18 protein-coding genes and 1 other RNA gene are annotated in these 23,963 nt (G+C 57.0%); 8 read left to right on the forward strand and 11 right to left on the reverse strand.

Going from position 1 to position 23,963, the window contains the following annotated elements; all coding sequences use genetic code 11:
* Window positions 1–36: 36 nt before the first annotated feature.
* Window positions 37–3,864, reverse strand: coding sequence for a DUF3683 domain-containing protein (locus tag Q3970_RS07280; protein ID WP_303099921.1), 3,828 nt, complete (start codon window positions 3,862–3,864; stop codon window positions 37–39).
* Window positions 3,865–4,133: 269 nt separating this feature from the next.
* Here Q3970_RS07280 and ffs point away from each other — a divergent pair.
* Window positions 4,134–4,230: signal recognition particle sRNA small type (ffs, locus tag Q3970_RS07285), an RNA gene on the forward strand.
* A 73-nt stretch (window positions 4,231–4,303) separates the two neighbouring features.
* Here ffs and Q3970_RS07290 read toward each other — a convergent pair.
* The 7 genes from Q3970_RS07290 to Q3970_RS07320 form a co-directional block, all read right to left on the reverse strand.
* Window positions 4,304–5,308 carry an FAD:protein FMN transferase gene (locus tag Q3970_RS07290; protein ID WP_303099922.1) on the reverse strand — a complete coding sequence of 335 codons (1,005 nt, stop codon included), beginning with the start codon at window positions 5,306–5,308 and terminating at the stop codon, window positions 4,304–4,306.
* 103 nt (window positions 5,309–5,411) lie between these two features.
* Window positions 5,412–5,906, reverse strand: coding sequence for a nitrous oxide reductase accessory protein NosL (locus tag Q3970_RS07295; RefSeq protein WP_303099923.1), 495 nt, complete (start codon window positions 5,904–5,906; stop codon window positions 5,412–5,414).
* A gap of 73 nt (window positions 5,907–5,979) precedes the next feature.
* Window positions 5,980–6,810, reverse strand: a complete 831-nt coding sequence (locus tag Q3970_RS07300) for an ABC transporter permease (RefSeq protein ID WP_303099924.1) — start codon at window positions 6,808–6,810, stop codon at window positions 5,980–5,982.
* Window positions 6,811–6,849: 39 nt separating this feature from the next.
* Complete coding sequence (locus Q3970_RS07305) at window positions 6,850–7,740, reverse strand: ABC transporter ATP-binding protein (protein ID WP_303099925.1); 891 nt, start codon at window positions 7,738–7,740, stop codon at window positions 6,850–6,852.
* Window positions 7,741–7,837: 97 nt separating this feature from the next.
* Entirely contained in the window at window positions 7,838–9,115 is a 1,278-nt protein-coding gene (locus Q3970_RS07310; protein WP_303099926.1) for a nitrous oxide reductase family maturation protein NosD, read from the reverse strand.
* A gap of 134 nt (window positions 9,116–9,249) precedes the next feature.
* Window positions 9,250–11,226 carry a TAT-dependent nitrous-oxide reductase gene (gene nosZ / locus Q3970_RS07315; protein WP_303099927.1) on the reverse strand — a complete coding sequence of 659 codons (1,977 nt, stop codon included), beginning with the start codon at window positions 11,224–11,226 and terminating at the stop codon, window positions 9,250–9,252.
* Between the two features lie 84 nt (window positions 11,227–11,310).
* Window positions 11,311–13,632, reverse strand: a complete 2,322-nt coding sequence (locus tag Q3970_RS07320) for a NosR/NirI family protein (protein ID WP_303099928.1) — start codon at window positions 13,630–13,632, stop codon at window positions 11,311–11,313.
* A 532-nt stretch (window positions 13,633–14,164) separates the two neighbouring features.
* Between Q3970_RS07320 and Q3970_RS07325 the strand changes: the two genes are divergently transcribed.
* From Q3970_RS07325 to Q3970_RS07335, 3 genes are all read left to right on the forward strand, one after another.
* Window positions 14,165–14,839 carry a DUF3108 domain-containing protein gene (locus tag Q3970_RS07325; protein WP_303099939.1) on the forward strand — a complete coding sequence of 225 codons (675 nt, stop codon included), beginning with the start codon at window positions 14,165–14,167 and terminating at the stop codon, window positions 14,837–14,839.
* Between the two features lie 112 nt (window positions 14,840–14,951).
* Window positions 14,952–15,767 carry a squalene synthase HpnC gene (gene hpnC, locus Q3970_RS07330; protein WP_303099929.1) on the forward strand — a complete coding sequence of 272 codons (816 nt, stop codon included), beginning with the start codon at window positions 14,952–14,954 and terminating at the stop codon, window positions 15,765–15,767.
* A gap of 282 nt (window positions 15,768–16,049) precedes the next feature.
* Complete coding sequence (locus Q3970_RS07335; protein ID WP_303099930.1) at window positions 16,050–16,274, forward strand: YdcH family protein; 225 nt, start codon at window positions 16,050–16,052, stop codon at window positions 16,272–16,274.
* A 148-nt stretch (window positions 16,275–16,422) separates the two neighbouring features.
* Here Q3970_RS07335 and Q3970_RS07340 read toward each other — a convergent pair whose 3' ends face one another.
* Window positions 16,423–16,761 carry a hypothetical protein gene (locus Q3970_RS07340; RefSeq protein ID WP_303099931.1) on the reverse strand — a complete coding sequence of 113 codons (339 nt, stop codon included), beginning with the start codon at window positions 16,759–16,761 and terminating at the stop codon, window positions 16,423–16,425.
* Between the two features lie 265 nt (window positions 16,762–17,026).
* Here Q3970_RS07340 and waaF point away from each other — a divergent pair, with 265 nt between their 5' ends.
* Complete coding sequence (waaF, locus tag Q3970_RS07345) at window positions 17,027–18,037, forward strand: lipopolysaccharide heptosyltransferase II (protein WP_303099932.1); 1,011 nt, start codon at window positions 17,027–17,029, stop codon at window positions 18,035–18,037.
* A 315-nt stretch (window positions 18,038–18,352) separates the two neighbouring features.
* Here waaF and Q3970_RS07350 read toward each other — a convergent pair whose 3' ends face one another.
* Window positions 18,353–19,489 (reverse strand): 5-(carboxyamino)imidazole ribonucleotide synthase, encoded by a 1,137-nt coding sequence (locus Q3970_RS07350; protein WP_303099933.1) that lies wholly within the window; start codon window positions 19,487–19,489, stop codon window positions 18,353–18,355.
* A 162-nt stretch (window positions 19,490–19,651) separates the two neighbouring features.
* Window positions 19,652–20,254: a CoA pyrophosphatase gene (locus tag Q3970_RS07355; RefSeq protein ID WP_303099934.1), complete on the reverse strand. Its 603-nt coding sequence runs from the start codon at window positions 20,252–20,254 to the stop codon at window positions 19,652–19,654.
* Window positions 20,255–20,421: 167 nt separating this feature from the next.
* Here Q3970_RS07355 and Q3970_RS07360 point away from each other — a divergent pair, with 167 nt between their 5' ends.
* The 3 genes from Q3970_RS07360 to ispE all read left to right on the forward strand — a co-directional run bounded on the left by Q3970_RS07360 (window position 20,422) and on the right by ispE (window position 23,891).
* Complete coding sequence (locus Q3970_RS07360) at window positions 20,422–22,278, forward strand: tetratricopeptide repeat protein (RefSeq protein WP_303099935.1); 1,857 nt, start codon at window positions 20,422–20,424, stop codon at window positions 22,276–22,278.
* 161 nt (window positions 22,279–22,439) lie between these two features.
* Window positions 22,440–23,033, forward strand: coding sequence for a lipoprotein insertase outer membrane protein LolB (lolB, locus tag Q3970_RS07365; protein WP_303099936.1), 594 nt, complete (start codon window positions 22,440–22,442; stop codon window positions 23,031–23,033).
* A gap of 9 nt (window positions 23,034–23,042) precedes the next feature.
* Entirely contained in the window at window positions 23,043–23,891 is an 849-nt protein-coding gene (ispE, locus tag Q3970_RS07370) for a 4-(cytidine 5'-diphospho)-2-C-methyl-D-erythritol kinase (RefSeq protein WP_303099937.1), read from the forward strand.
* The last annotated feature ends 72 nt before the right edge of the window (window positions 23,892–23,963 follow it).

Consider the following 23,963-nt stretch of genomic DNA (forward strand, 5'->3'; position numbering starts at 1 on the left):
AAGTGTTTTTTCAGACGGCCTGTTGTCCGGCAGGGTTTACAGCCGCACTTTCTCGATGCCGCCGTTGTTGGCTTTTTCAACGAAGTCGTTCTGCCAGTTGTCGCCGAGGATATGCTTGGCCATTTCCACTACGATGTAGTCGGCGGGCAGTTGGTTGTCGTCGGTGTAGCGGCTTAAGCCTTGCAGGCAGGCGGGGCAGGAGGTGAGCATTTTCACCGGCCCGCCCTGCGGCAGTTGGTTGAGGTTTTTCTCGATTTCTTCCTGCTTGCGGAATTTCACCTGCGTGGCGATGTCGGGCCGTTTGACGGCAAACATGCCGCTCTCACCGCAGCAGCGGTCGCTCAACACCACTTCTTTGCCCATCAGCTCGCTGGTCATTTTGGCGGCGTTCATGGTTTTGATCGGGCTGTGGCAGGGGTCGTGGTAGAGATATTGCTGACCGCTTATGCCGTCGAGCTTGATGCCTTTTTCGAGCAGGAATTCGTGGATGTCGATGATGCGGCAGCCGGGGAAAATATCCTCGAAGCGGTATTTTTCGAGCTGGTCGTAGCAGGTGCCGCAGCTCACCACCACGGTTTTGATGTCGAGGTAGTTTAAGGTGTTGGCCAAACGGTGGAACAGCACGCGGTTTTCGGTGGTCATCTGCTCGGCTTTGGCTTTGTTGCCGCCGGCATCCTGCGGATAGCCGCAGCAGAGGTAGCCGGGCGGCAGCACGGTTTGCACGCCGGCGTGCCACAGCATGGCTTGGGTGGCCAGCCCCACTTGGCTGAACAGGCGCTCGGAGCCGCAGCCGGGAAAGTAAAACACGGCTTCGGCGTCTTCGCCGGTTTGCGGGTTGCGGATAATCGGCACGGTTTTGGCGTCTTCGATGTTCAGCAGCGCGCGGGCGGTTTTAATCGGCACGTTGCGCGGCAGCGGGCGGTTGATAAAGTGCACTACCTGCTCTTTTATCGGGGCTTTGCCGGTGGTGGCTTTGGGGGCGGCTTTCTGGCGGCATGCGCCGATGTGGAGTTTTTTGCCCCATTGGTAGCCTATGTTTTGCAGTTTGAAACCGGCTTCCACCACGCCTTTGCGCAGAATATTGATGGTGCGCGGGTCGGTGGCGTTGAGAAAGGCCATGCCTGCGGCCACGGCGGGGTTGAATTTGCGTTTGCCGGATTTGTGCAGGTAGTTGCGGATGGCTACGGTAACGTCGCCGAAGTCGATGTTGACGGGGCAGGGTTTGACGCAGCGGTGGCAGACGGTGCAATGGTCGCCCACGTCGTTGAGTTCGTCGAAATGTTTGACCGACACGCCGCGGCGGGTTTGTTCTTCGTATAAAAACGCTTCGGTTAACAGGCCCACGCCGAGGATTTTATTGCGCGGGCTGTAGAGCAGGTTGGCGCGGGGAACGTGGGTGCTGCACACGGGTTTGCATTTGCCGCAGCGCAGGCAGTCTTTCACCGATTCGGCGATGGTGCCGAGGGCGGACTGCTCCATAATCAGCGATTCCACGCCCAATAATTCGAACGAAGGCGTGTAGGCGTTGCGCAGATCCGAGCCTTTCATCAGCTTGTGGCGGTTGAAGCGGCCTTGCGGGTCGGTTTTGGCTTTGTAGTCCCAGAAGGGCTGCATTTCTTCGTCGGTGAGGAATTCGAGTTTGGTGATGCCGATGCCGTGTTCGCCGGAAATCACGCCGCCTAAGCTGCGGGCGATGGCCATGATGCGCTCCACGGCTTTGTGGGCCGTCTGAAGCATGTCGTAATCGTCTGAATTAACAGGGATGTTGGTGTGCACATTGCCGTCGCCGGCGTGCATGTGCAGCGCCACAAACACACGCGATCGCACCACTTTGGCATGGATTTTTGCCAAGCCCTGCATGATTTTGGTGTCGGTTTTGCCGCTGAAGATTTCAGACAGGGGTTTCATCACGTCGGCTTTAACCGATACGCGCAGGCGGAAATCGCGGAAGGCGGTAAAGCTGCTTTCGCTGTCGCTCGCTTCGGGTGCGGCGTGCACGGCGGCGCCGTAGCGCTGTTTATAGCCGGCCAGCGGCGCGTCGAGATGGGCGAGCAGCCATTGCCAGCGTTCCTGCACGGCCTCTACATGCGCGAGGGCGTGGTTGGCGCGTTCGCCCAACAGTTCGCTTTTGGGCAGGTCGGTGCCCATCTGCTCGACGGGCAGGTTGCCTTGCAGGTATCGGATCAGCGCTTCGCAGAGGGCGAGTTTGTTTTTAATCGACAATTCGATGTTGATGCGTTCGATGCCGTCTGAATACTCGCCCAAGCGTTCCAACGGAATCACCACGTCTTCGTTGATTTTGAAGGCGTTGGTGTGTTTGGCGATGGCGGCGGTGCGGCTGCGGTCGAGCCAGAAGGTTTTGCGCGCTTCGGGGGTAACGGCGGTAAAACCTTCGCCGTCGCGCGCTTGCGCCAGCTTCACGATGTGGTCGGCCGCTTCGTTTACGGCAGCTTCGTCGTCGCTGACGATGTCGGCAATCAGCACCATTTTCGGGCGGCCCCTGCCCGCCGCTTTGGTGGCGTAGCCGACGGCGCGCACATAGCGCCAGTCGAGGTGTTCCAAGCCGGCCAGTTGCACGCTCTCGTGGCCGAGCAGGTAGTCGCGGATTTCCACAATGGAAGGCGTGGCGTTGGCGACGGTGCCGAAAAATTCCAAACAGATGGTGCGGATGTGTTTGGGCATGGTGTGCAGCACAAAGGCGCAGCTGGTGATGATGCCGTCGGTGCCTTCTTTCTGCACGCCGGGCAGGCCGCTTAGGAATTTGTCGGTAACGTCTTTGCCGAGGCCGACTTTGCGGAATTGCCGGCCGGGGATTTCCAAACGCTCGGTTTTCACGGTGTTCAGGCCGTCTGAAGTGAGCGTGTGCACGTCGAATATCGCGGTGTCTTCGTCGTGGATTTTGCCGAAGTTGTGGCGCACGCGCTCGATTTTCAGCCATTCGCCCTGCGGGTTGACCATTTTCCAATAGGCGAGGTTGTCCAGCGCCGTGCCCCACAGCACCGCTTTTTTGCCGCCGGCGTTCATCGCTACGTTGCCGCCCACGCAGGAAGCGTCGGCGGAAGTGGGGTCGACCGCAAACACGAGTTTGGCGGCGGATGCTGTTTCTTCCACCCGCCGCGTAACCACGCCGGCGCCGCAGTGGATAATCGGATGCGTGCCCTCGAGTCCGGGCAGTTCCACATATTGCACGCCGTTGTGTTTGTCGAGTTTTTCGGTGTTGATCACCGCGCTCATCGCATCGAGCGGCACCGCGCCGCCGGTGTAGCCGGTGCCGCCCCCTCGCGGAATAATGGTCAAATCCAGCTCGATTAAGGCGCGCACCAGCGGAGCGATTTCGTCTTCGCTGTCGGGGTTGACCACTACAAACGGATATTCCACGCGCCAGTCGGTGGCGTCGGTAACGTGGCTCACGCGGGCGAGGCCGTCGAACATGATGTTGTGTTTGCGGGTGATTTTGCTCAAACGCGCCAGAATCTGCGCCCGTTTTTGGCGGGTGGTTTCGAAGCTTTTCTCAAAACGGGCCACGGCCGCTTCGGCTGCTTCAAGCAGTTCGGCCACCTGCTCGTTGTTGTCGCGCCGTTTTTGGATTTCTCCCAAACGGTGCCGCATTTCACCTACCAATGCGGCCAGGCGGGCAGGGTGGTCGAGTAAGTCGTCGACCAGATAGGGGTTGCGCACTACCACCCAGATGTCGCCGAGCACTTCAAACAGCATGCGCGCCGAACGGCCGGTGCGGCGTTGGCTGCGCAATGCCTGCAATATGTCCCAAGCGTGCCCGTCCAGCAGGCGGATAACGATTTCGCGGTCGGAATAAGAGGTATAGTTGTAAGGGATTTCGCGGATGCGTTGGAGGGCGGCAGTCATAAGCGGGCGGTTCCGGAATATTTGTGTTGTGTTTGCGGATTTTGTTTTTCAGACGGCCTCTCAAACCGGATGAGGCCGTCTGAAAGCATAAACAAAAAGGTTCAATGTAATGTAATTTCCGGCTGTTTTCAATGGAAAAATATGGAAGTGCAATATGCAGGGCGTTCATGCAGGCCTGTTTTTTGTTGACAATCCCGCCGTACCGGCACGCGGCGGGCGCAATTATGGCTTGGTATGCACGGGTAAAGCAGATATAATGCGAACCTTACGGCGGGTCTCCCCGCATGGTAATCCGGAACAACGGGTCAGGGGCGGAAGCCAGCAGCCCACTCCGGTGCGCCAGTGCCGGGGGTTTGGCTCGCCGCCCTAATCTGAAAAACACCGGCGCATTGAATAATGCGCCGGTGTTTTTTTTGATCCTTACCGTTTCATATTTTTGTCATACAGTTTCTATTCTGCCCGTTGCCGTTACCAGCCATGCCTTCAAACCGGGGAGGGCGGCGGCGGTTTTTTCAACGGCGGTTTTGTCCATTACTGAAAATGCGGTAGACAGTGCGTCGGCAACGGCGGCATCGGCAGCCGTTACGCTGACGCTGCGGTAACGCGGGCTGCTGCTGCCGGTGTGCGGGTTGAAAAGGTGGGTGAACCTGCCCGCTTCGTCCATGTGCGTGCCGTAGCCGCCAGAAGTGGCAAGGGCTTGGTTTTGCAGCTCAATGTTCAGCAATACGGCGGTTTCGTCATCAGGGTTGCGGATGCCGGCCTGCCATGTGCGGCGGCGTGCGGTATCCAAGGCGCGGATTTCGCCCAAGTCCACCAGCGCCTGTTCCAGCCCGGCATTGCGCAGCATATCGGTGATGCGGTCGGTGATGTAGCCTTGGGCGATGCCGTTGAACGACAAGGCCATGCCGGGCTTGTCAAGGCGGACGCTGCGGCTGTCGAATCCGACGGCGTTGAAATCCGCCAGTGTCAGGGCAGCCGCCAAATCGGCGGACGGCGGGGCGGACGTGCTTTGCGGATGGCGGGCGAAGTGCTTGGCGTAAACGTTCCACAGGGGCTGTATGCCGGGGTTGAACGCGCCCTGCGTGAGCGCGTGGATGCTGCGGCTGAGGCTGAGCAGGGCTAAAAAGTCGGCGGGCGGGTTGTTCAGGCGGCCTGTTTGGTTCAGGTGCACCAGCAGGCTGTCGTCGCGGTAGAGGCTGAAGGTTTTTTCTAAACGCGCTATTTCGGCCACGGCTTTGACAATCAGGTTTTCGGCAAAACGGCGGTCGGGGTGGTAGAGGCGTATTTCGGCACCTGCGCCCAGCGCGATACCCTGCCAGACTACGGGTTCGGGCAGCGTTTTGCCGGCTGCCGCGCCGTGCCGCCAGACGGAGGGTACGGCGGCAAGGGCTGCGGCTGCGGCGGTGATGCCGATAAAGCGGCGGCGGGAAAACTTCGTGGTCATGGTCGGCTCCGTTTTTGGGGAGGGAAGGTTTGTTTGGCGGCAAAAAAAAACCGCATCTTCCTTCCTGCCGTTTTCAGACGGCTTCAGAAGGCATTGCCGTTTTTTACCTGAAAATATATTCGTCGGGCATTTCGTCGAATGCCACCACCCTGCCGCCTTTTTCGGCGGCGAATTTCTGCGCCTGTGCTTTGTCGGCAAAGGGCAGTGCGTCTTCCGCGCCCATGCCGCCGATAAAGCCGCTTTCAATCACATAATGGGCTTTGCGGGCGTCTGTCCAGTGGTTGTCGGCATCGGGCGTGTTCCAGTCGGCCACTTTGCCCATATCGGTTACATAGATTGCGGCAATGCCTTTGGGTTCTTCGGGCAGCCTGGTGTAGCCGAACATCTGTTTGATGGTGGAAAACCACACCGGTTTTTCGGGGCGGCCGTTTAAGAAAATCTGGGCTTTGGGGCCAACGTGTTCGGAAAGGTTCATGGTGCAGTAATGGCCGACGGCTTCGTCGGTAATCTGCTGCGGCGCGGGCGGTGCGGCTTCGGGTCCGCTGCCGCAGGCGGCCAGAAGCAGGGCTGCCGGCAGCAGGTAAAGAAAAGGTTTCATTCTGTTTTCCTTTTTTATGTTGGGGCGGATACGGTTTTCAGACGGCCTGAAACGGTGCATAAGCCCCGATCCTTTAAATCTGCCGCTTCCCGAATACCCATGATGCCAGGACGAAAGGGACGGCAATCCACAATAATTGCGCCGCCAGCAGCACGGGCCGGCCCAGCGACAGCTGCGAGCTCAACCCCGCCATGCCGGCATACATGGCGGTGTTTTCGTAGCCGGTCAGGTTCAGCAGGCGGTAGATGTCGGCAGGGTTGAACAGCAGCACGGCTTCCAGCATGGGGGCGGTGATAAGCTGTTTGGTGTCGGCAACCAAAACGCCCAACAGCGCCATATCGAAAATCACCACGAAAAACAGCCATACGCCTACGGCAACGCCCGCCGCCGTGCCGCGCTCTTTAACTTTGGCACTGATCAGGTAGCCCATTGCCAGAAAAGCGGCGCCCAGCAGGATGCTGGCGGCAATCAGCAGCAGAAACGGCTTCCATGCGGCGGGGTCGGATGCGCCGTTTGCCAGTTGCAGTGCGACGCCCGCCAAGCCGTAGCCCGCCCCGGTGGCTAGTGCGAGCACCGCCAGATGGCCGGCAAATTTGCCCACCAGCACCTGCCCGCGCGAAACGGGGTAGCTCAGCAGCAGCGCCATGGTGCCGCGTTCGATTTCGCCGATCAGCGCATCGTGGGAAAGCAGCATGGCAATCAGCGGAATCAGGAAAATCGACAGGCTGGAGAGGCTGACCACGGTAACGGTGAGCGGATCGGCCTTCACTTCGCCGGCGGGTGCGCTGCCGAGGAAGCCCAGCGACAAGGCCAGCGCGGCCAGAAGGAGCGTGGCGGCCAGCACCCAGCGGTTGCGCAGGCTGTCGCGGATTTCTTTTGCGGTGATAATCCAAACGGGGTTCATGGTGTGCGGTTTCCTTAATTTTCAGACGGCCTGAACCGGCTATACGTCTTCGCGCTTGAGCAGTTCGGCATACATATCGTCCAAGGTCGGCGTGCGGATGTCGATTTGGGCGATATTGTCCATGCCGCCCAAGCCCTGCAACAGCAATGCTTTGTCTTCCACGCGGCATTGCGCGGTGTGGGTGAGGCCGTCTGAAACCCATTCGGGCGGCATGGCGGCGGGCTGTTTCAGACGCACGGTTACGGTGGCGGGCAGGCCGCTTTGGGTTTGCAGCTCGTTCATGCTGCCGTCGGCGATTTTGCTGCCGTTTTTCATCACCACGATGCGTTCCGCCCTGCCGTCCAATTCGCCCAGGGCGTGGGTACTGAGCAGCACGGTGGCGCCTTCCCTGCCCAGCTCGTGCACGATTTCGTAAAACAGCTGCCGCGATGCGGGGTCGAGGCCGGTGGTGGGTTCGTCGAACAGCAGCACTTTCGGTTTGCCGAGCAGTGCCTGTGCCAAGGCCAGCCGCTGGCGCATTCCTTTTGAATAGGTGCCGACGCGGCGGCCTGCGGCTTGGGCGATGCCGACGCGTTCGAGCAGGGCGGTGTTTTTGGCGGTGGGCTGTTTTTTCAGCTTGGCGTAAAAATCCAAAGTTTCCCTGCCGGTGAGCGAGGGGTGCAGCGCCACGGTTTCGGGCAGGTAGCCGGTCTGGCTGCGCACGGCGGCGGCGCGGCGGCCTGCCGCACCGCCGCCCAGCAGCGACACGCTGCCGGAGTCGGGGCGGATCAGGCCGAGCATCAGTTTGATCAGGGTGGATTTTCCCGCGCCGTTGTGCCCCGCCAGCCCGACGCACTCTCCGGCATTCAGGGTCAGGTCGACGTTTTTTACGGCAAAGCGGCCGCCGTACTGTTTGCTGACTGCGTTTAAAACAACGTGTGCCGTACCCATTGCTGCTCCTTGTGTGCCGGTGTTTTCAGGCTGCAGGCTGCCTTGCGGCAGGCCGTCTGAAAATATTTTGGAAAACGGAATACTGCCATGCCGTTTGTCATATTTTTCCCTTCATGGTCCGGTAGCGCTCGAACGTTTCGTTTTCGGGCGGCACCATCAGCGGTTTGCTGTCGGTTACGCCGCCGGGCAGGATGGCGGGAAACTGCGACTGCGCCCATTTGACGATGCTTACGGCAGGGCTGTTCATCAGCAGGCGGGCGGCGGGGGCGCGCCAGACAATCTGGTCGATGATGCCGTTGGGGCGGTAGGCATGATCGCCGAAGCCGTCGCCGTCGAGGTCGAAGGCGCTGTTGTCGCTCCAATAGTTGCCGCGTCCGCCTTCCGCCCAATCAATGTGGCGGGTGCTGACGTATTTAATCTGGTTTTGGTTGTTGACAAAGGCGTTGTCGTGAATGGTGTTGCCTTCGGCGGCGGCGGTGAAATGGATGCCGATGGCGCAGGATTCGAAACGGTTGCCGGTCAGGCGGTTATAGTTGGCGTTATATACGAAAACGCATTTGCCGGCTTTGTCTATCACGTTGCCGCGTATTTCGGAATGGTTGGCATAATTGAGCATCAGCCCCTGGTTGGTGCTGTTGACGGCGATGTTGTCATTCACTTTCAGCCGTTCGGAAAACATGATGGCGTAGCCGATTTCGTTGCCGTCCGAAAAATTGCCGCTCACCTCGCTGTCGTGGGTATACATATAGTGCACGGCGTAGCGCAGTTTGGAAAACCGGTTGCCGCTGAACACGTTTTTGGTGCTGGCGTTGGAAAAAATGCCGTCGCGCCCCTGAGAAATGTCGTTGCCGATGACTTTGGAGCCGGGCGCGTTCCACACGGTTACGCCGTTGCCGCGCTCGTTGCGGCGCAGTCGGGTGTCGCCGACAATGGTGTTTTCTTTCACCAGCGCATCGGGCGCGCCGTGCAGGTAGACGCCGACGGAGTTTTCCAGAATATTGTTGTGTTCCACCAGGGCGCGGGCGGCGCTTTGGTGCAGGTAGACGCCGGCATCCATGGCGGGCAGGCTTAAGCCGGAGCGGGTTACGGTGAGGTTGCGCAGGGTAACGTCGGGCGCGTGCACGGATACGGTGCGCCCCGTGCGGTCGCCCTCGATTTCGGCGCTCCTGTCGGCAGGCCCCTCAATCGTGAGCGGTTTGCCGATAACGATTTTGCCGGGGTATTTTCCCGGGGCAAGGCGCAGGATGTCGCCCGCCTGCGCGCGGTCGATAACGCTTTGCAGGCTGCTGCCTGCGGCAACGCTGACCGTGGCGGCGGATGCCGTCTGAAAGGCGGCGGCGGACAACATCAGGAATATTCGGATGCGGATGTGCATGGTGTCGGTTTTTTTATTTACGGATAGGGCGTATGCTTTCGCTGCCGGTACTGCAAAACCGCCCGTTTCAGGCTGCTTTGCACCGAAGGCCGTCTGAAACGCCGTTAAACGGTTCAGACGGCCTCTTTGGTGCGTTATTTCGGTTTCACAATCATCTGGCCCGACATTTCCATATGCAGCGCGTGGCAGAACCACTGGCAGTAATACCAGTGCACCCCGGGGCGGTCGGCGGTGAAGGTTACCGAGGCGGTGGCCTGCGGGCCGATTTCCATGGCGATGCCGTAGCCTTCGAGCGTGAAGCCGTGGGTGAGGTCTTCGATGGTTTCCGTGTTGGTAACGTACACGGTTACCTCGTCGCCCAGTTTCACTTCAAACTGCGGCACACTGAACACAGGCGCGACGGCGGTCATGTATACGCGCACTTTGTTGCCGTCGCGGATAACGTTTGCGGCACTCTCCAGCTTCACGCCGTCTTTTTCGGCCTGCTTCACCGCATCTTCCCACATCCACGGGTCTTCGCGGTTCCACGTTTTCAGGGGCTTCACCTTGGAGGCGGCCACCAGCAGCATATCGTGCGGTTCGGCAAAGCTCGGGCCGTCGTGCACCAGCTTCATTTCGTCGCCGGAAATATCGATGAGCTGGTCGTTTTCGGGTTTTAAGGGGCCTACGTTCAGGAAACGGTCTTTCGAGAATTTGTTCAGCGACACCAGCCATTTGCCGTCGGCCTCTTTGGTTTCGCCCATGGTGGTGTGGTTGTGGCCGGGCTGGTAGTGCACGTCGAGCTTCTGAACGATGTAGTCGCCTTTTTTATCCTGATTCTTATAGGCCTCAATGGCTTTGGCGATGTTCCATTTCACCATCTGGCTGTCGATAAACAGCGTGGTGTAGGCATTGCCGCGACCGTCGAAGGCGGTATGCAGCGGCCCCAGACCCAGCTCGGGTTCTGCCACGACCACGTCGCGCTCTTTGATTTTGCTGGCAAACAGATCGTCGAGCCTGTGTACGTCCAGCACGGTAACGGTGGGCGAAAGCTTGCCGTTGAGCATGATGTAGTTGCCGTCGGGAGAGGCGTTGCAGCCGTGCGGCGAGTTGGGCACGGGAATGTAGCGGGTGTATTTGGAGTTGGCTTCGGCGCGGCCGTCCAACACTTTCACACCGCCGATTTCTTTGAAATCGCCGTTTTTAATGCCTTCTTCAATGGCGGCAATATTGAACACCACGCACCAGTCCTGCTCGTTGGCCGAGGCTTCGGTAACGGTAACGCCTTTTTCGGAGTTGTAGCAGGTGGCAAACGAATATTTGCCCTGATAGTCGGCATCGCCGTTGTCGAGGTTGCCGTCGACCATCACCTGCCAGGCCACTTCCATGGTTTCGCCGTCTACCGCCGTGTAAACCGCCCACCAGTTTTTCTTGGGGTCGTCCAAAAGGGTGCCGTTATTGGGCACAGGCACGATATGCTCGCCGTTGGCAAACACATAGCCCGTTTTCGGATAACGCTGCGGACGCAGGCCGTGCACGCCGGAAACATTGGGGATTTCCAGAATTTTGTCGGTTTTCATCACATCGCAGCGGATGCGCGCCACACGGTTGTTGGCTTTGTCGTTCACATACACATAGCGGCCGTCGTAGGTTTGATCGGTAAACGACATGTGCGGGTGGTGCAAATCGCCGTTGGGCATCACCGGCTGGCCGGTTTTTCTCAGGTATTCGCGGGTTTCGGGCGTGAGGTTGGCATTGAGGATTTTGCGGCTCTCATTGGTGCGCCCCCAACCGGTGGCACTGCACATGTTGAACACGGGGATGCGCAGCAGTTCGCGCATGGAGGGCACGCCCAAAACACGCAGCTCGCCGGTTTGGCCGCTGGAGTTGAAAGCGTAATACTGGTCGAGCTCACCCGGCCCCACATGATAAGACTGGCCGCCCGCCGCACCGCCTGCTTTGGCCGCGCCCGACGCGCCCGATGCCGCGCCGCCTTCGCCGCTGCTGCCGGAGCAGCCCGCCAGCCCCAAAAGGCCGGCACCCGCCAAACCCGCGCCAGATACTGCGGCCGTACCTAAAAACGATCGCCGGCTCAAGCCGACCGGATCTGGTTTCTCTTTGTTTTCTGACATTTCAACTCTCCTGAGTTAGTGGGAAAATTCCGGCGGCCTTTCAGACGGCCTGCCGTAACGGATGAAACGGCTTGTTTTTCCGTATCAAAAACATTTGTTGTTTTCAGGCGGCTTCTTCACAAACCGCACCACCTGCTCCTGCGGCCCTGCCGCCGTTTCGGTTTTGGCCGCCGCCTGTTTGGCTTTTTTCTTCAGCGTGGCGACAACCTGCGGGCAGCGGGTAGTGTGGTGGTAGAGCACCTGGCAGTGCAGGCACTGGATGCATTCGTTGGGGTTGATTTCGCCTTCGGGGTGAATGGCCTGCACCGGGCATTCGTTGGCGCAGAGCTGACAGGGGTTGCCGCACATATGGTAGCGGCGCAGCCAGTCGAAAATCCGCAGCCGCGCGGGAATGGCCATGGCCGCACCCAGCGGGCACAGGTAGCGGCAGAAAAAGCGTTCTATAAACAGCCCCGCAGCCAACAGTGCCGCCGCAAACAAAACCCACCACCATTCGCGCATAAATTTGAGGATGACCGCCGTTTTAAACGGCTCGATTTCAGAGAGCTGTTCGGCCAGCCCCAAGTCATACAGCGATACGCCGAACAGCACCATAAAAACCACGTATTTCAGGGCGGCCAGGCGGGTGTGCACGCCGAAAGGCACGTTGATCTGCTTTACGCCCAGTTTTTTGGCGATGCGGTTAGACAACTCCTGCATGGCGCCGAACGGGCACAGCCAGCCACAAAACGCGCCGCGGTTCCAAAACAGCAGCGACACCGCCGATGCGCTCCACAGGATGAACACAATCGGATCCATCAGAAAATAGTCCCAGCTGAAACCCGTGCGCAGCGAAGTGGTGAAGGTGAGCACGTTCACCACCGAAAGCTGGGCCTGCAGGTACCAGCCGATGAAAAACAGGCTGAATGCGAGGTAGGCCAGGCGGAAACGGTCGTAGAAAACGGGATAACGCGCCAGCGTGTCCTGAAAGAAAAACACCGCCGCCAGCACCAGCAGCGAAAACGACACTACGGCAATCTGCCATGCTTTGCCCGCCCAAACCTGTTTCCACAGGTGCGCCTGCGCACCGTTGTCTTCGGGGGCTGCGGCAGGATCGGCAGAGGCCGTCTGAACAGGTGCGGCCTCAGGCGGGATTTCCACTGGCGGCGCATTCGGATCGTCAATATAGAAACCCGGCGGCAGTTCGTAATCCAAATCGGCGGTAACGAAGGCTTTGTCGTGTACGCCGGTGGTGCGCTGTATCACCAGCTGCGCCCGCCACGGCTCCGCACCGTCGAAACCGGCATCATCGGGCACGGTAAACAGCGATACTTCTTTAAACTGCGGCGCTCCGGCGGCTTCCAGAGCGGTCAATCGTTCGTGTTGTGCGTCGGTAAAGCGGAAGCTGGTGTCGCCCTGGATAATCTCGATGCGGTCGAAAATGCCGCCGCGCACATAGCCCGAACCTTTCCACGAATAACGCCCTTCGCCTGCAATCACCAATGCCGACTGATTCGGTTTCAGACGGCCTTGAAGGGCGTTCCAGCCCGCTTCGCCGAGCAGGCTTTTGCCGACGGCAGGCTGAGAGGCCAGCGCCACATACAAATCGACAAACACCGCATCGCCGGGGCCGGGTTCGGGTTGTTGTGCGGCTGCGGCTTTGCCGCCGGTTTCAAACAGTTTATTGGCTTCGTCTACGGTAAGGTGCAGCTTTGCCACCGCTTTCTGCGCCAGCAGTTCTTCCCACGAAAGCACGTCCTGCTTGTCGGGATTGACGGCGCGGCGCGGGCGGGAGGCTGCTGCCTGCGGTGCTGCCTGTGCGGTTTGGGACGCGGCACCCTGCGTTTCGTCAGATGCCGTCCGAACCACCCCTGCCGCCTGCGGCGTGCCGAGTTTGTAGGCGGCGGCAACGGCTTTAATGGAACGCTGGATGCTGTCGTTGATTACCATCAGCGTTACCGTAGCGCCGCTGACGATATCGGAAGGCATGCTGCCGGGTTTGAGCGGTGATTTCACCAGGTTCAGACCCACATAATCCTGAATGAATTTGTCTACTTTCGACTGCGGGATACCGATCAGCACAATCGGCTCGTTGTGCGCCACCAGTTTGGCGCCGACGATTGTGCCGTCATTGGCCAGCGCCACCATCGTATCGATAGGCTTGCTCGAGTAGCCGCGCGTATTCACCACATCGGTGGTAATGTATACCAAGCCCAGCTGCTCCTGTCCTTTATAAACGCGGGCCGCCATCGGCTTGCCTTCCGGTTCGCCGTAACGGTCGGCATTCGGAAAGATTTCTGACGGCGGTATTTTTTTCAGAAATTCAGGCAGCCGTTCGGCGTATGCCGCGTCGGGAAACAGCAGCAACACCAGTAAACCGAATATGCAGAGCCCGATCCGCACTCCACCCGAAAAAAAAGCAGACATAACGTCCCCATTACCCGATGCTTTCAAATATGTACATTATATGAATCTTTGTTGGCATTTGTTTGATTTAAATCAAGAAGCACAATATTCCATATTTTTATCTGTGAAAAGTTTGTTAATAAATAATCAATAATATCAAATGGTTTAAAGTAAACTGAAAAACAAACAGGCCGTCTGCCTTAATCAATGTGCAATGCCTGCGGGAAATGCCGCCGGTGCAAGATTTTTATATTTTCTTTTTTTAAAACAGTTGGTTTTTAATTGGTCGGTATCTTTAAGAATTAAAGATTCGGAAAATTTGAACGTTTTTCAGAAAGAAGGGCGGCCAACTCCGCCGGTATGAAGATTTCAGTCTTTGTTCGGCCTGAAAGCGATATTGTGATATAAAGGCCGTCTGAAAATGAAAATACCGTTATTTTGTTTACTGGGGAGTGCCGGCATCCTGCACGGCGGCTGCTTGATCAAAAAGCCGTTTCGCCGGCCGATGCCGGCATACCTTGGAACTGATGGATTACAGAGAGGTTTTTTTATGATGAAAAAATTCAGTTTCAGCATACCGTTTCTGGCCGCGGCTGCAATTTCAACCGCTTCCGTATCGGCCGCACCGCTTCCGCAGTCGGCAGAGCTGCACTACACCGGCAACTACGGCATTCCCGCCGTGATGACCTTCACCCGCAGCGGCAGCCGCTATAAAGTGGTTTCCAACATCAAAGTGCCGCTTTACAGCATACGCTTCGAATCAGGCGGAACCGTTTCCGGCAGCCGCCTGATTCCGTCTTACTATCAAGACGTGCGCGGCGGCAAACCTTATGCCGGTGCCAAATTCGGCGGCGGCAAAATCAGCTACGGCAAGGCAGGGCAGCAGCAGACCCGGGCCGCTTCGGGCACCACCATGGATTTGTTCACCCTCGCTTGGCAGCTTGCCGCCGCCGACGGCAAGCTGCCGCCCGGCCTTAATGTAACCAACGGTAAAAAAATCTACCCGGTCAGCGGCCTGACCCGCACCGGCAGCGGCAGCTATAAAATTGCAGGCAGCAGCACCCCCGTCAACAAATACCGCCTGCGGCGCGGCGACAGCACCGTCAATTACGCCTTTGCTCCCGAGCTGGGCAATATTCCCGTGCAAATCAGCTACACCGACGAGGGCAAAACCTATAACCTGAAGCTTACCAAGGCGAAAATCAACGGCCGGGCGGTGCAAAAATAAAAATACAGCCTCCTTGTTTGCAGGCCGTCTGAAAGAATATGCCGCTTTTCATTTTTCAGACGGCCTCAAAGCTTTTTCTGCCATTGAACGGATTTTTAGAAAGAACACCGGTATGCCGGCCAACCATTATGAAAACTTCCCCGTCGGTTCGATTGTGCTGCCGCGCCGCCTGCGCAAGCCCACTCATGCCGTTTATGCCTTTGCCCGAACTGCCGACGATATTGCCGACGAAGGCAGTGCAACCGATGCCGAACGCCTGCACGGCTTGGACGGCCTGCGCGCCGAATTAGACAGAACCGGCCGCGGCGAAACGCCTCAAACCGCTTTGGTTCAGCGTTTGCAGGCCGAAGCGCTGCAACCTTTCGGCCTGCCTTTGCAGCCGTTTTACGACCTGCTTTCCGCATTCGGGCAGGACGTGCGGCAGAAGCGTTATCAGAATTTCGGCGAGCTGGTGGATTATTGCCGCCGTTCCGCCAACCCCGTGGGCCGCATCATGCTCCACCTTTACGGCGAACACGATCCTTTGAGCAAGGCGCAGAGCGACGGCATCTGCACCGCGCTGCAACTGGTTAATTTCTGGCAGGATGTGGCCGTAGACTGGCAAAAAGGACGCGTGTATATCCCGCAGGACGATTTGCAGAAATTCGGCGTGAGCGAGGCGCAGATTGCCGAGGGCAGGGCGGATTTCGCTTTTCAGCGGCTGATGGCCTATGAATGCGGGCGCGCCCATAAAATGCTCAAGGCCGGTTCGCCGCTGGCCAAAACGCTTAAAGGACGGATGGGGCTGGAACTGCGTATGATCGTTCTCGGTGCGCAGCAGGTTCTGCACAAACTCGAAACCAACCGCTACGACGTGTTCAACCGCCGCCCTGTGCTGGAAGCCAGAGACTGGTGGGTGGTGGTGAAGCGGGCGCTGCTGAAGAAATAGCTTTGAAAAAATCAAAGAAAGCGCCTTTGGCGTTTCTTTTTTATTTTAATGTAATGGAAATCCTGCATCTGAAACATTTTATGGCCTGCGGCGGTTTTCCGGGCGGGAAAACGGGGGCGGTATGCGCAGCCGCCCGAGGTCTGCTTTGCGGGGCAGGCACGGCGGGGCAGGAATCCGAAAACGGGCTGGATAAGTAAGGCTGCTTTGTTATAAAATGTAGCGGAACTCAGGTAAGCAAGAAATTGCTTGTTTTTTTAATTTTCATGTTAAGAGGAAAACGAAATGTTCCCCGAATACCGCGATTTGATTTCTAAATTAAAACAAGAAGACGGCCATTTCGCCCGTTTGTTTGACGAGCATAACGAGCTGGACGACAAAATCACCGGCCTGACCAACAACCCGGTTACCGAGGGCTTGAACGAAATCGAAGAGCTGAAAAAACAGAAACTGCATCTGAAAGACCAACTGTATGCGATTTTGCTGAAAGCCGACAAAGGAGGCAGATAAGCATTATCGGGCAAGGCCGTCTGAAACATGTTTTTCAGACGGCCTTTTGCCGTTTGAGGCCTTTGCAAAACCGTCAGATGTGGATGCGGTTCAAGGCGCAACAGCACAGCGAATGCGCCGCATCTGACGGTTTTGCAAAGGTTTCCGTTTACAGGCAGCAGCTGCCGAAACGCAGTTTTTTGCTGAATACCAGTTCGTGTGTGAGTTGTTTTACCACCAAAATATTGGTGCGGTCTTCCAGCGCGCGGATACTGTGTGCCTCGTGCGGTTCCAAACGCACCACCTGAAGCCCGCGGGTGTCGAGGGTTTCTTTTCCGGCGGTGATTCGCGCGCTGCCGTTGAGCACAATCAAAAGCACGATGGCATCGGTTTCGTAAACGGGGATTTCATTGCCGCATTGCAGCGAAAGCTGCACGAGCTGCTGATCGTTGTCTTCGGCGATTACGCCGCCGATAAGGGCTAGAGGATCCAAGGAATATTGTTTCATGGCGTCGGTTTTCTGTGAAATTTAATTACGCCGACCATTATAAAACCGCCGCAAACGACGGGCGCGTTTTTTCAGACGGCCTTTTGATATAAGGCAAAGGCACGGCTTTGCAGTATTAGTAAATCCACTTAATTTCCATTACGGCGTTGCTGCGCCTTGCCGTACTATTTGTACTGTCTGCGGCTTGCTGCCTTGTACTGAAAATTAATTGGATTCACTATACAATACGCGCCATCTTCAAATACTCCAAACCATGCCGATAACCATGCCGAAAAAAATCCTGATTATTTCCCCCAGCTGGATAGGCGACTGCGTGATGACGCAGCCGCTCTGCCGCCGCCTGCGCGAGCTGCACCCCGGAGCCGTTATCGACGTGTTCGCCCCCAAATGGTCGATGGCCGTGTTCGAGCGTATGCCCGAAATCAGCGAAATCATCGAAAACCCGTTCGGCCACGGCGCGCTGGAACTGAAAAAACGCTGGCAGACGGGGCGGCAGTTGGGGAAGCGCGGCTATGATCAGGTTATCGTGCTGCCCGGCTCGCTCAAGTCGGCCCTGATTGCGGCGGCTACCGGCATCAGGCAGCGCACGGGCTATGTGGGCGAATCGCGCTATCTGCTGCTTAACGATATCCGCAAACTCGATAAAGCTGCGCTGCCGCTGATGGTTGACCGCTATACCGCACTGGCTTATCCCGCCCAAGCCGGATTCAACGGCTGTTCGGATAATCCGCAATTGCAAATCAATGCCGCCGGCCGGGCTGCCGCACTGGCCGGACACGGTTTAAACACAGCCAAACCCGTTCTGGCTTTCTGTCCGGGGGCCGAATACGGCCCCGCCAAACGCTGGCCTGCCCGCCACTTTGCCGAACTGGCCCGCCGCTATGCCCGATCGGGCTGGCAGGTTTGGCTGTTCGGCTCGCAAAAAGACTTTGAAACCGCAGAAGAAATCAACACGCTTTCAGACGGCCTCTGCATCAATTTGTGCGGTAAAACCAGCCTTGCGGAAGCCATCGATTTATTGTCCTGCGCTGAAGCCGTGGTCTGCAACGACAGCGGCCTGATGCATCTGGCGGCCGCTTTGGGGCGCAGGCTGGCGGCAGTATACGGATCGTCCAGCGCAGATCACACACCGCCGTTAAGTGATAATGCCGCCACCGTCAGCCTGAATTTAGACTGCTCACCCTGTTTCAAGCGCGAATGCCCGCTGGGGCATACCGACTGTTTGAACAAGCTTGCGCCTGATTTGGTGGAGCAGGCTTTAAAATTGCCGGAATAGGCCGGAGTCTGTAAATTTGTTTCACTGTAAATTATGAGGCCGTCTGAAAGGTGCAGTGCCGTTGCTGCGTTCCGAACAGGGTGTGCTTTACCGGATGCATGTTTATCGGGCAAAGCCGGCGGAGAAAGGCATGGTGCAAAGTATGTCGCGCAAAGGCACGTAGGGACAATGCGCGGTTAAATTTAAAAAAGCTGAGTCCTGTTGCCTACAGAATTCAGCTTTGAATAGGCTGTTTGAGAACGGTTCTTAACTTGTCCGAATTTTTGTGGACAGTTCGTAGTTTTCAGACGGCCTCCGGCTTTCCGTATACGCGCTTTACAAACTGCCGTGCAGTATTTTTGCACTTTCAAACGCCGCATCCGCATCGGCGGCCAACACCGTGAAGTGCCCCATTTTTCGGCCTTTGCGGGCGGCTTTTTTACCGTATTGGTGCAAGTGGGCGGCGGGGTGGTTTTGCAGCGGCAGCCAGTTCGGCCCTCCGCCGTTTTCACCCCACACGTCGCCTAGAATATTGGCCATGCAGCAGGCCGAAAGCAGGCGGGTGTCGGCGGGCGGCAGGCCGCACATAATGCGCACCTGCTGTTGGAACTGGCTCGCGGCGCAGGCATCAATGGTGTGGTGGCCGCTGTTGTGCGGGCGCGGGGCGATTTCGTTCACCACCAATTCGTGCATGTCGCCGACCACAAACATTTCCACCGCCAACACGCCCACATAATCCAGCTCGTCGGCCAAGCGGCGCGCCATCTGCCGCGCCTGCTGCTGAACATCGGCGCTGAAGCGGGCAGGAACGATGGAATAGGCGAGAATGCCGTTTTCGTGAATGTTTTCGGCAGGATCGAAAGTTTGCACGTTTTCGCTGTTCAGACGGCATATCACCACCGAAATCTCGCCGCGCAAATCCACCGTTTTTTCCAGCACGCAGGCTACGCCGCCCAGTTCGGCAAACGCGGCACGCAGTTCGGTTAAGGTTTTCACGCGGACTTGGCCTTTGCCGTCGTAGCCCAGCGTGGCGGTTTTCAGAATGCCGGGCAGCAGCGCCGCGCTCGCGTCGGTAATGTCTTCGGGTTTGCAGACGGCCTGATACGGCGCGGTTTGCAGGCCGGCTTTTTGAATCCACGCTTTTTCCTGAATGCGGTTTTGGGCAACGGCAACGCAGTCGCCGCTCGGCGAAACGCGGGTGTGTTGTGCCAAAAAACGCATCGCATCGGCACTCACGTTTTCAAATTCTGTGGTTACGGCGGCACATTTCGCCAGCTCGTTCAAGGCCGTTTCATCGTCGAACGGCGCGCACAAATGACGGTCGGCAAATTCCGCCGCTGGTGCGTTCGGATCGGGGTCGAGCACGGTAACGCGGTAGCCCATGGTTTTGGCGGCAACGGTAAACATACGGCCGAGCTGGCCGCCGCCGAGTATGCCGAGCGTGGCGGGGGGGAGAATGGGAGTGTTTTGCATAATATTATTTATTCTCAATATTTTATCGGGAGGCCGTCTGAAAAGTTTTCAGACGGCCTTGCTGTTGTTATCCGCTCTGGTTGCGTATTGTGGGCTAACTTTATTTCCGCTGCAAATTACCGTGTGCAAGCATATCATGCCGTGCAGTTTTGTGTTGCGGCTTTATCCGCGCCTCCTGTGTTGCTTGTACCTTTCCGCCAAGTCATAAAGAATCATCGCCGTCATGCCCCAAATATCGTAATGCAGATAGGGCAGAAAAGGGGTGGAAACGGTTTGACCGTTATGGCTGAAGTCGCGGTGGCGGTAAAGGCTTTTATCGAGGGCGGAATCAAGCGGTAGATAGAAAACCTCGTCCACTTCGTCGGCATTCGGGTAAACGGGCGGGCTGGTGGTGCTTAATGCCGGCACGGGCGAAACGGTATAGCCCGACGGAGTGAAATAAGGGGGCAGCGGCGGAAAGGTTTGCCAGTAGCCGGCGGTGATGCCTGTCTCTTCGGCGGTTTCGCGCAGGGCGGTGTGGATGAGGTCGGTGTCGCCCTCGTCGCGCCGCCCGCCCGCAAAGGCAACCTGGCCGGGGTGGTGGGGCAGGGTGGCGGTGCGGCGGGTGAGCAAAACCTGCCATTGCCGCTCGCGGAACACCACGGCCAGCAATACGGCGGCCTCGTGCATTTCGATGCCGTTAATCAGGGCGTTGCGCAGGTTGCGGGTTGCGGCGGGATAATCGGCGGCGTGGCGGAAAAATCGGGTTAGTTCGGCGTGGGTCATGATGTGTTATCTGTTGTTTTCAGACGGCCTGCATACTTTTACATAGGTAGGGGGCGGTAGGCAATATCAACAAAGCCGCGGGCTTGTGATAAAGTATTGCACATTTGTATATCGGGGTACAGGCCGTCTGAAAGCGTGCCGGTTTTGCCCGCCATTAAGGAAAGTGTATGTTTTTTGGCCGAACCGAAATCCATTCTGCCGCGCTGGCGGTGATGCTGCTGTTTGCCGGCAGCGCTTACGCCGTGGGTGAAACGTCAAAACAGCCGCCCCAGGTTGTGCAGAAGGCTGCAAAAAAGAGTTTTTATTCGCCCGAGGAGCGGGCCTTGGAATACGAACGCCGGGCGGGTATCGTCGAACGTGCCAACGATATGTTTACCTTGCTGGGCGGAGAAATGGCTTTGCAGAAAGGCGAACCCGGCACGGCGCTGGCCACTTATCTGGTGATGCTCAACCGCACCAAAAGCCCCGAGGTGGCCGAGCGTGCGATGGAAATGGCAGTTTCGCTGAACGCCTATCAGCAGGCGGAGCAGATTTATCGGAAATGGCGCGAAATCGAGCCCGTGCCGGGTAATGCGCAAAAGCGTATGGCGTGGGCACGCGATTTGGTTACCGGTAAAACCGACCGCACAGGCAAAGATTTGGACGATATTCTGAAACATGCCAACGAAGAGCAGGTGCGGCGCATTTTCTTGTTGTTGTCGCAAATCAGCGTGCAGCAGCCTGCGCTGGCAGGAAAAATCGGTAAAGACGTACACAAAGCCACCAAGCGCCATACAGATCTGCCTGAAGCGGCCATCGCCGATTTGATTTTCAGCGCGCAAACCAATAAAGAACGCGATGCCGTGCGTGCTTTGCAGCGTTTGGCCAGGCTCGACACCGAAATACTGCCGCCCACCGAAGCCACCCTGCGTTTGGTAGCGCAGCACAGTCCGAAAATCCTGCGCCGCTTTTTTGCCGAAACCGACACTGCCAAATTGTCGCCGGTGTGGCAGGAAATGGAAATCAGCAGCCTGATGGCCGACGGTCAGAACGACAAGGCCTACCAACGCCTGCAAACCCTGCTGAACCAAAACCCGAATGCTGATTTATACATTCAGGCGGCCATTTTGTCGGTCAGCCGTGAAGAAAACATTTCAACGGTGGGCAACTATCTTGATAAAGCCTACCGTACCGGCACCAGCGAGCAGAAGAGCCGTGCGGCGGTAATCGGCGCAATGCGTTATGCTGACGCCAAAGATTTCAAACAGGCCAGAGCTTGGGCGGATAAAATCAGCGCGCCCGAATATGTGTTTGACAAAGCCGTGCTCAAAGCCTCTATCGAGGCCGAGCAGGGCAACGGCAGCAAGGCGCTGGCAGAAGTCCGGCGAGCCCGGCGCCTGCCGGAACAGCAAGGCCGTTTTTTCAGTATGAGCGACGTGCAGCGGGTGTATCTGTTTGCCTTGAGCAAGCACAACAGCCCGCGTGAGGCGTTGGCAGAATTGAACGTTTTGGCTGCCAATGCAGAAAAACAGCCTGACGGCAAAGAGCATTTGCCCGATATCCTCTACCAGCGCGCCATGCTGTATGCCGACAAACTCGGCCAGCCTGAAAAAGCCGTGGCCGATTTGCGCCGTTATCTCGAGCTGAATCCGAACAGCGCCGCCGGCCTGAATGCGTTGGGCTATACCATGTTTTCGTTGCCGGAATATGATGTAGAAGAAGCCTTCAGGCTGATTCAGGCTGCCTACCAGCAAGAGCCGGAATCCGCCGCTATCAACGACAGCATGGGCTGGGCGTATTATCTGAAAGGCGACGCACAGGCAGCGCTGCCGTATCTCGAATACGCATACGCCCAGTTTCCCGATCCCGAAGTGGCCGCCCACTTGGGCGAAGTGCTCTGGAAACTGGGGCAGCAGGAAAAAGCCAAATCCATATGGCGTGAAGGTTTGCGCAAAGGATCCAATGATGCCGTGCTGCAAAAAACCTTGCAGCGCTTGGGCGTGAAGCTGTCGGCTTCCGGTTCGAAAAACAACCGCAGAAAATAAATGCGCGGGCCGAAAAGTTTAAAACCAGCCTATTTCATTTTTCATTTTCAGACAGCCTTAAATGAACTTAACCGCCGGCCAGTTGTCAACAGACCCTAGATATTGAAACCGGCCGTTGCAGGTTTTGCAGGCCGTCTGAAAAACAACCAAACAGGTATTTCATGAAAAACAAACACACTAAATTTATTTTGTGCAGTGCTGCCGCATTGCTGCTTGCCGCCTGTGCCCAGCCGCGTTTGACGGATAAAGCAGGCTGGCGTGCACAAACCGATATAGCCGATTTTACGGCCGACGGCCGGTTGGCTGTGAAAGTGAATGAAAAAGGGTCGTATGCCAACTTCGACTGGACTTACCAGAACCAAGTCCAGACCATCAACGTCAATACCCCGCTGGGCAATACGTTGGGGCAGCTTTGCCAAGACAGCATAGGAGTGTTGGCTGTTGACAGTAAAGGTAAAAAATACCGGGCAGCTACCGCCCAAGAGTTGAGCGAACAATTGCTGGGTTTCTCCATGCCGGTGCAATACCTGCATATATGGGCGAACGGCCAATGGGTGAAAAACGCCCCCTACCGGCTCCTGCCCGACGGCCGTCTGCAGCAGTTTGAATGGACTATTTCGCGTTCGCTGAATGAAAACGGCACACCGCGCATACTGTTGCTTGAAAGCTCCAAACTGACCCTGCGGCTGGTGTTCGACCAAATGGAAAAAAACAAAGATGCCAATGCCCCCGCACAGTGTGCGGCCCGCCGTTAAGGGTGCACCATGGCACTGATTGTGCCTGCCGGCGTACAAGCTTATCCGGCTCCGGCCAAGTTGAATTTAGATTTGAGAATCACCGGCCGCCGTGCAGACGGTTATCATGAGTTGGAAAGCATATTCTGCCTGATCGATTTGTGCGACACGGTTTACATCGCTCCGCGCAACGACGGACAAATCATATTGCACACCCCGGTTAGCGGCGTGCCTGCCGAAGCCGATTTGTCCTACCGTGCTGCAGCTGCCTTGCAGCCTTTTTCAGACGGCCCGTGCGGTGCGGACATTTGGTTGGAAAAACGCATTCCGATGGGCGGCGGTTTGGGGGGCGGCAGTTCCGATGCCGCTACCGTGCTGATGGTGTTGAACAAACTGTGGCACTGTACGCTGACGAAGCAGCAGTTGATAGACCTTGGTGTGAAACTTGGTGCGGACGTGCCGTTTTTCATATTCGGTAAAAACGCGTTTGCCAAAGGTATAGGTGAAAAGTTGACTGAACTGCATATTCCGCAGCAATGGTATGTGATAGTGAAGCCTCCCGTACACGTCAGCACTGCCGCGATTTTTTCTCACGAACGCTTGACACGAAATTCCGAACCCAGCATAATGCCGTCTTTCCAATCTCTGCAACCGTTCAGAAATGATATGCAGGCAGTAGTTTTTCAGGAATATCCCGAAGTTTCAGAAGCTTATGGCGATCTTGAAAAATTTGGAAAAACATTAATGACGGGCTCCGGTGCCTGTCTGTTTGCTGCTTTCGGCAGCGAAGGCGAAGCTGCTGCCGTATTCGGCTTGGTTTCAAAAAGCCATGAAGCATATTTTGCGAAGGGTCTTACCCGTCACCCGTTGCAGATATAGATACAAGTTTTATTGCGTTGGGGAGTCGTCAAGTGGTTAAGACACTGGATTTTGATTCCAGCATGCGAAGGT

The organism is Neisseria sp., assembly GCF_030530745.1.
In the GTDB taxonomy this organism is placed as follows: Bacteria; Pseudomonadota; Gammaproteobacteria; order Burkholderiales; family Neisseriaceae; genus Neisseria.

What these genes read in the sequence shown, in the direction of transcription:
- Q3970_RS07280 (WP_303099921.1), bottom strand. Translation starts at nt 3,864, where the DNA reads ATGACTGCCGCCCTCCAACGCATCCGCGAAATCCCTTACAACTATACC.
- Q3970_RS07290 (WP_303099922.1), bottom strand. Translation starts at nt 5,308, where the DNA reads ATGACCACGAAGTTTTCCCGCCGCCGCTTTATCGGCATCACCGCCGCA.
- Q3970_RS07295 (WP_303099923.1), bottom strand. Translation starts at nt 5,906, where the DNA reads ATGAAACCTTTTCTTTACCTGCTGCCGGCAGCCCTGCTTCTGGCCGCC.
- Q3970_RS07300 (WP_303099924.1), bottom strand. Translation starts at nt 6,810, where the DNA reads ATGAACCCCGTTTGGATTATCACCGCAAAAGAAATCCGCGACAGCCTG.
- Q3970_RS07305 (WP_303099925.1), bottom strand. Translation starts at nt 7,740, where the DNA reads ATGGGTACGGCACACGTTGTTTTAAACGCAGTCAGCAAACAGTACGGC.
- Q3970_RS07310 (WP_303099926.1), bottom strand. Translation starts at nt 9,115, where the DNA reads ATGCACATCCGCATCCGAATATTCCTGATGTTGTCCGCCGCCGCCTTT.
- nosZ (WP_303099927.1), bottom strand. Translation starts at nt 11,226, where the DNA reads ATGTCAGAAAACAAAGAGAAACCAGATCCGGTCGGCTTGAGCCGGCGA.
- Q3970_RS07320 (WP_303099928.1), bottom strand. Translation starts at nt 13,632, where the DNA reads ATGTCTGCTTTTTTTTCGGGTGGAGTGCGGATCGGGCTCTGCATATTC.
- Q3970_RS07325 (WP_303099939.1), top strand. Translation starts at nt 14,165, where the DNA reads ATGAAAAAATTCAGTTTCAGCATACCGTTTCTGGCCGCGGCTGCAATT.
- hpnC (WP_303099929.1), top strand. Translation starts at nt 14,952, where the DNA reads ATGCCGGCCAACCATTATGAAAACTTCCCCGTCGGTTCGATTGTGCTG.
- Q3970_RS07335 (WP_303099930.1), top strand. Translation starts at nt 16,050, where the DNA reads ATGTTCCCCGAATACCGCGATTTGATTTCTAAATTAAAACAAGAAGAC.
- Q3970_RS07340 (WP_303099931.1), bottom strand. Translation starts at nt 16,761, where the DNA reads ATGAAACAATATTCCTTGGATCCTCTAGCCCTTATCGGCGGCGTAATC.
- waaF (WP_303099932.1), top strand. Translation starts at nt 17,027, where the DNA reads ATGCCGAAAAAAATCCTGATTATTTCCCCCAGCTGGATAGGCGACTGC.
- Q3970_RS07350 (WP_303099933.1), bottom strand. Translation starts at nt 19,489, where the DNA reads ATGCAAAACACTCCCATTCTCCCCCCCGCCACGCTCGGCATACTCGGC.
- Q3970_RS07355 (WP_303099934.1), bottom strand. Translation starts at nt 20,254, where the DNA reads ATGACCCACGCCGAACTAACCCGATTTTTCCGCCACGCCGCCGATTAT.
- Q3970_RS07360 (WP_303099935.1), top strand. Translation starts at nt 20,422, where the DNA reads ATGTTTTTTGGCCGAACCGAAATCCATTCTGCCGCGCTGGCGGTGATG.
- lolB (WP_303099936.1), top strand. Translation starts at nt 22,440, where the DNA reads ATGAAAAACAAACACACTAAATTTATTTTGTGCAGTGCTGCCGCATTG.
- ispE (WP_303099937.1), top strand. Translation starts at nt 23,043, where the DNA reads ATGGCACTGATTGTGCCTGCCGGCGTACAAGCTTATCCGGCTCCGGCC.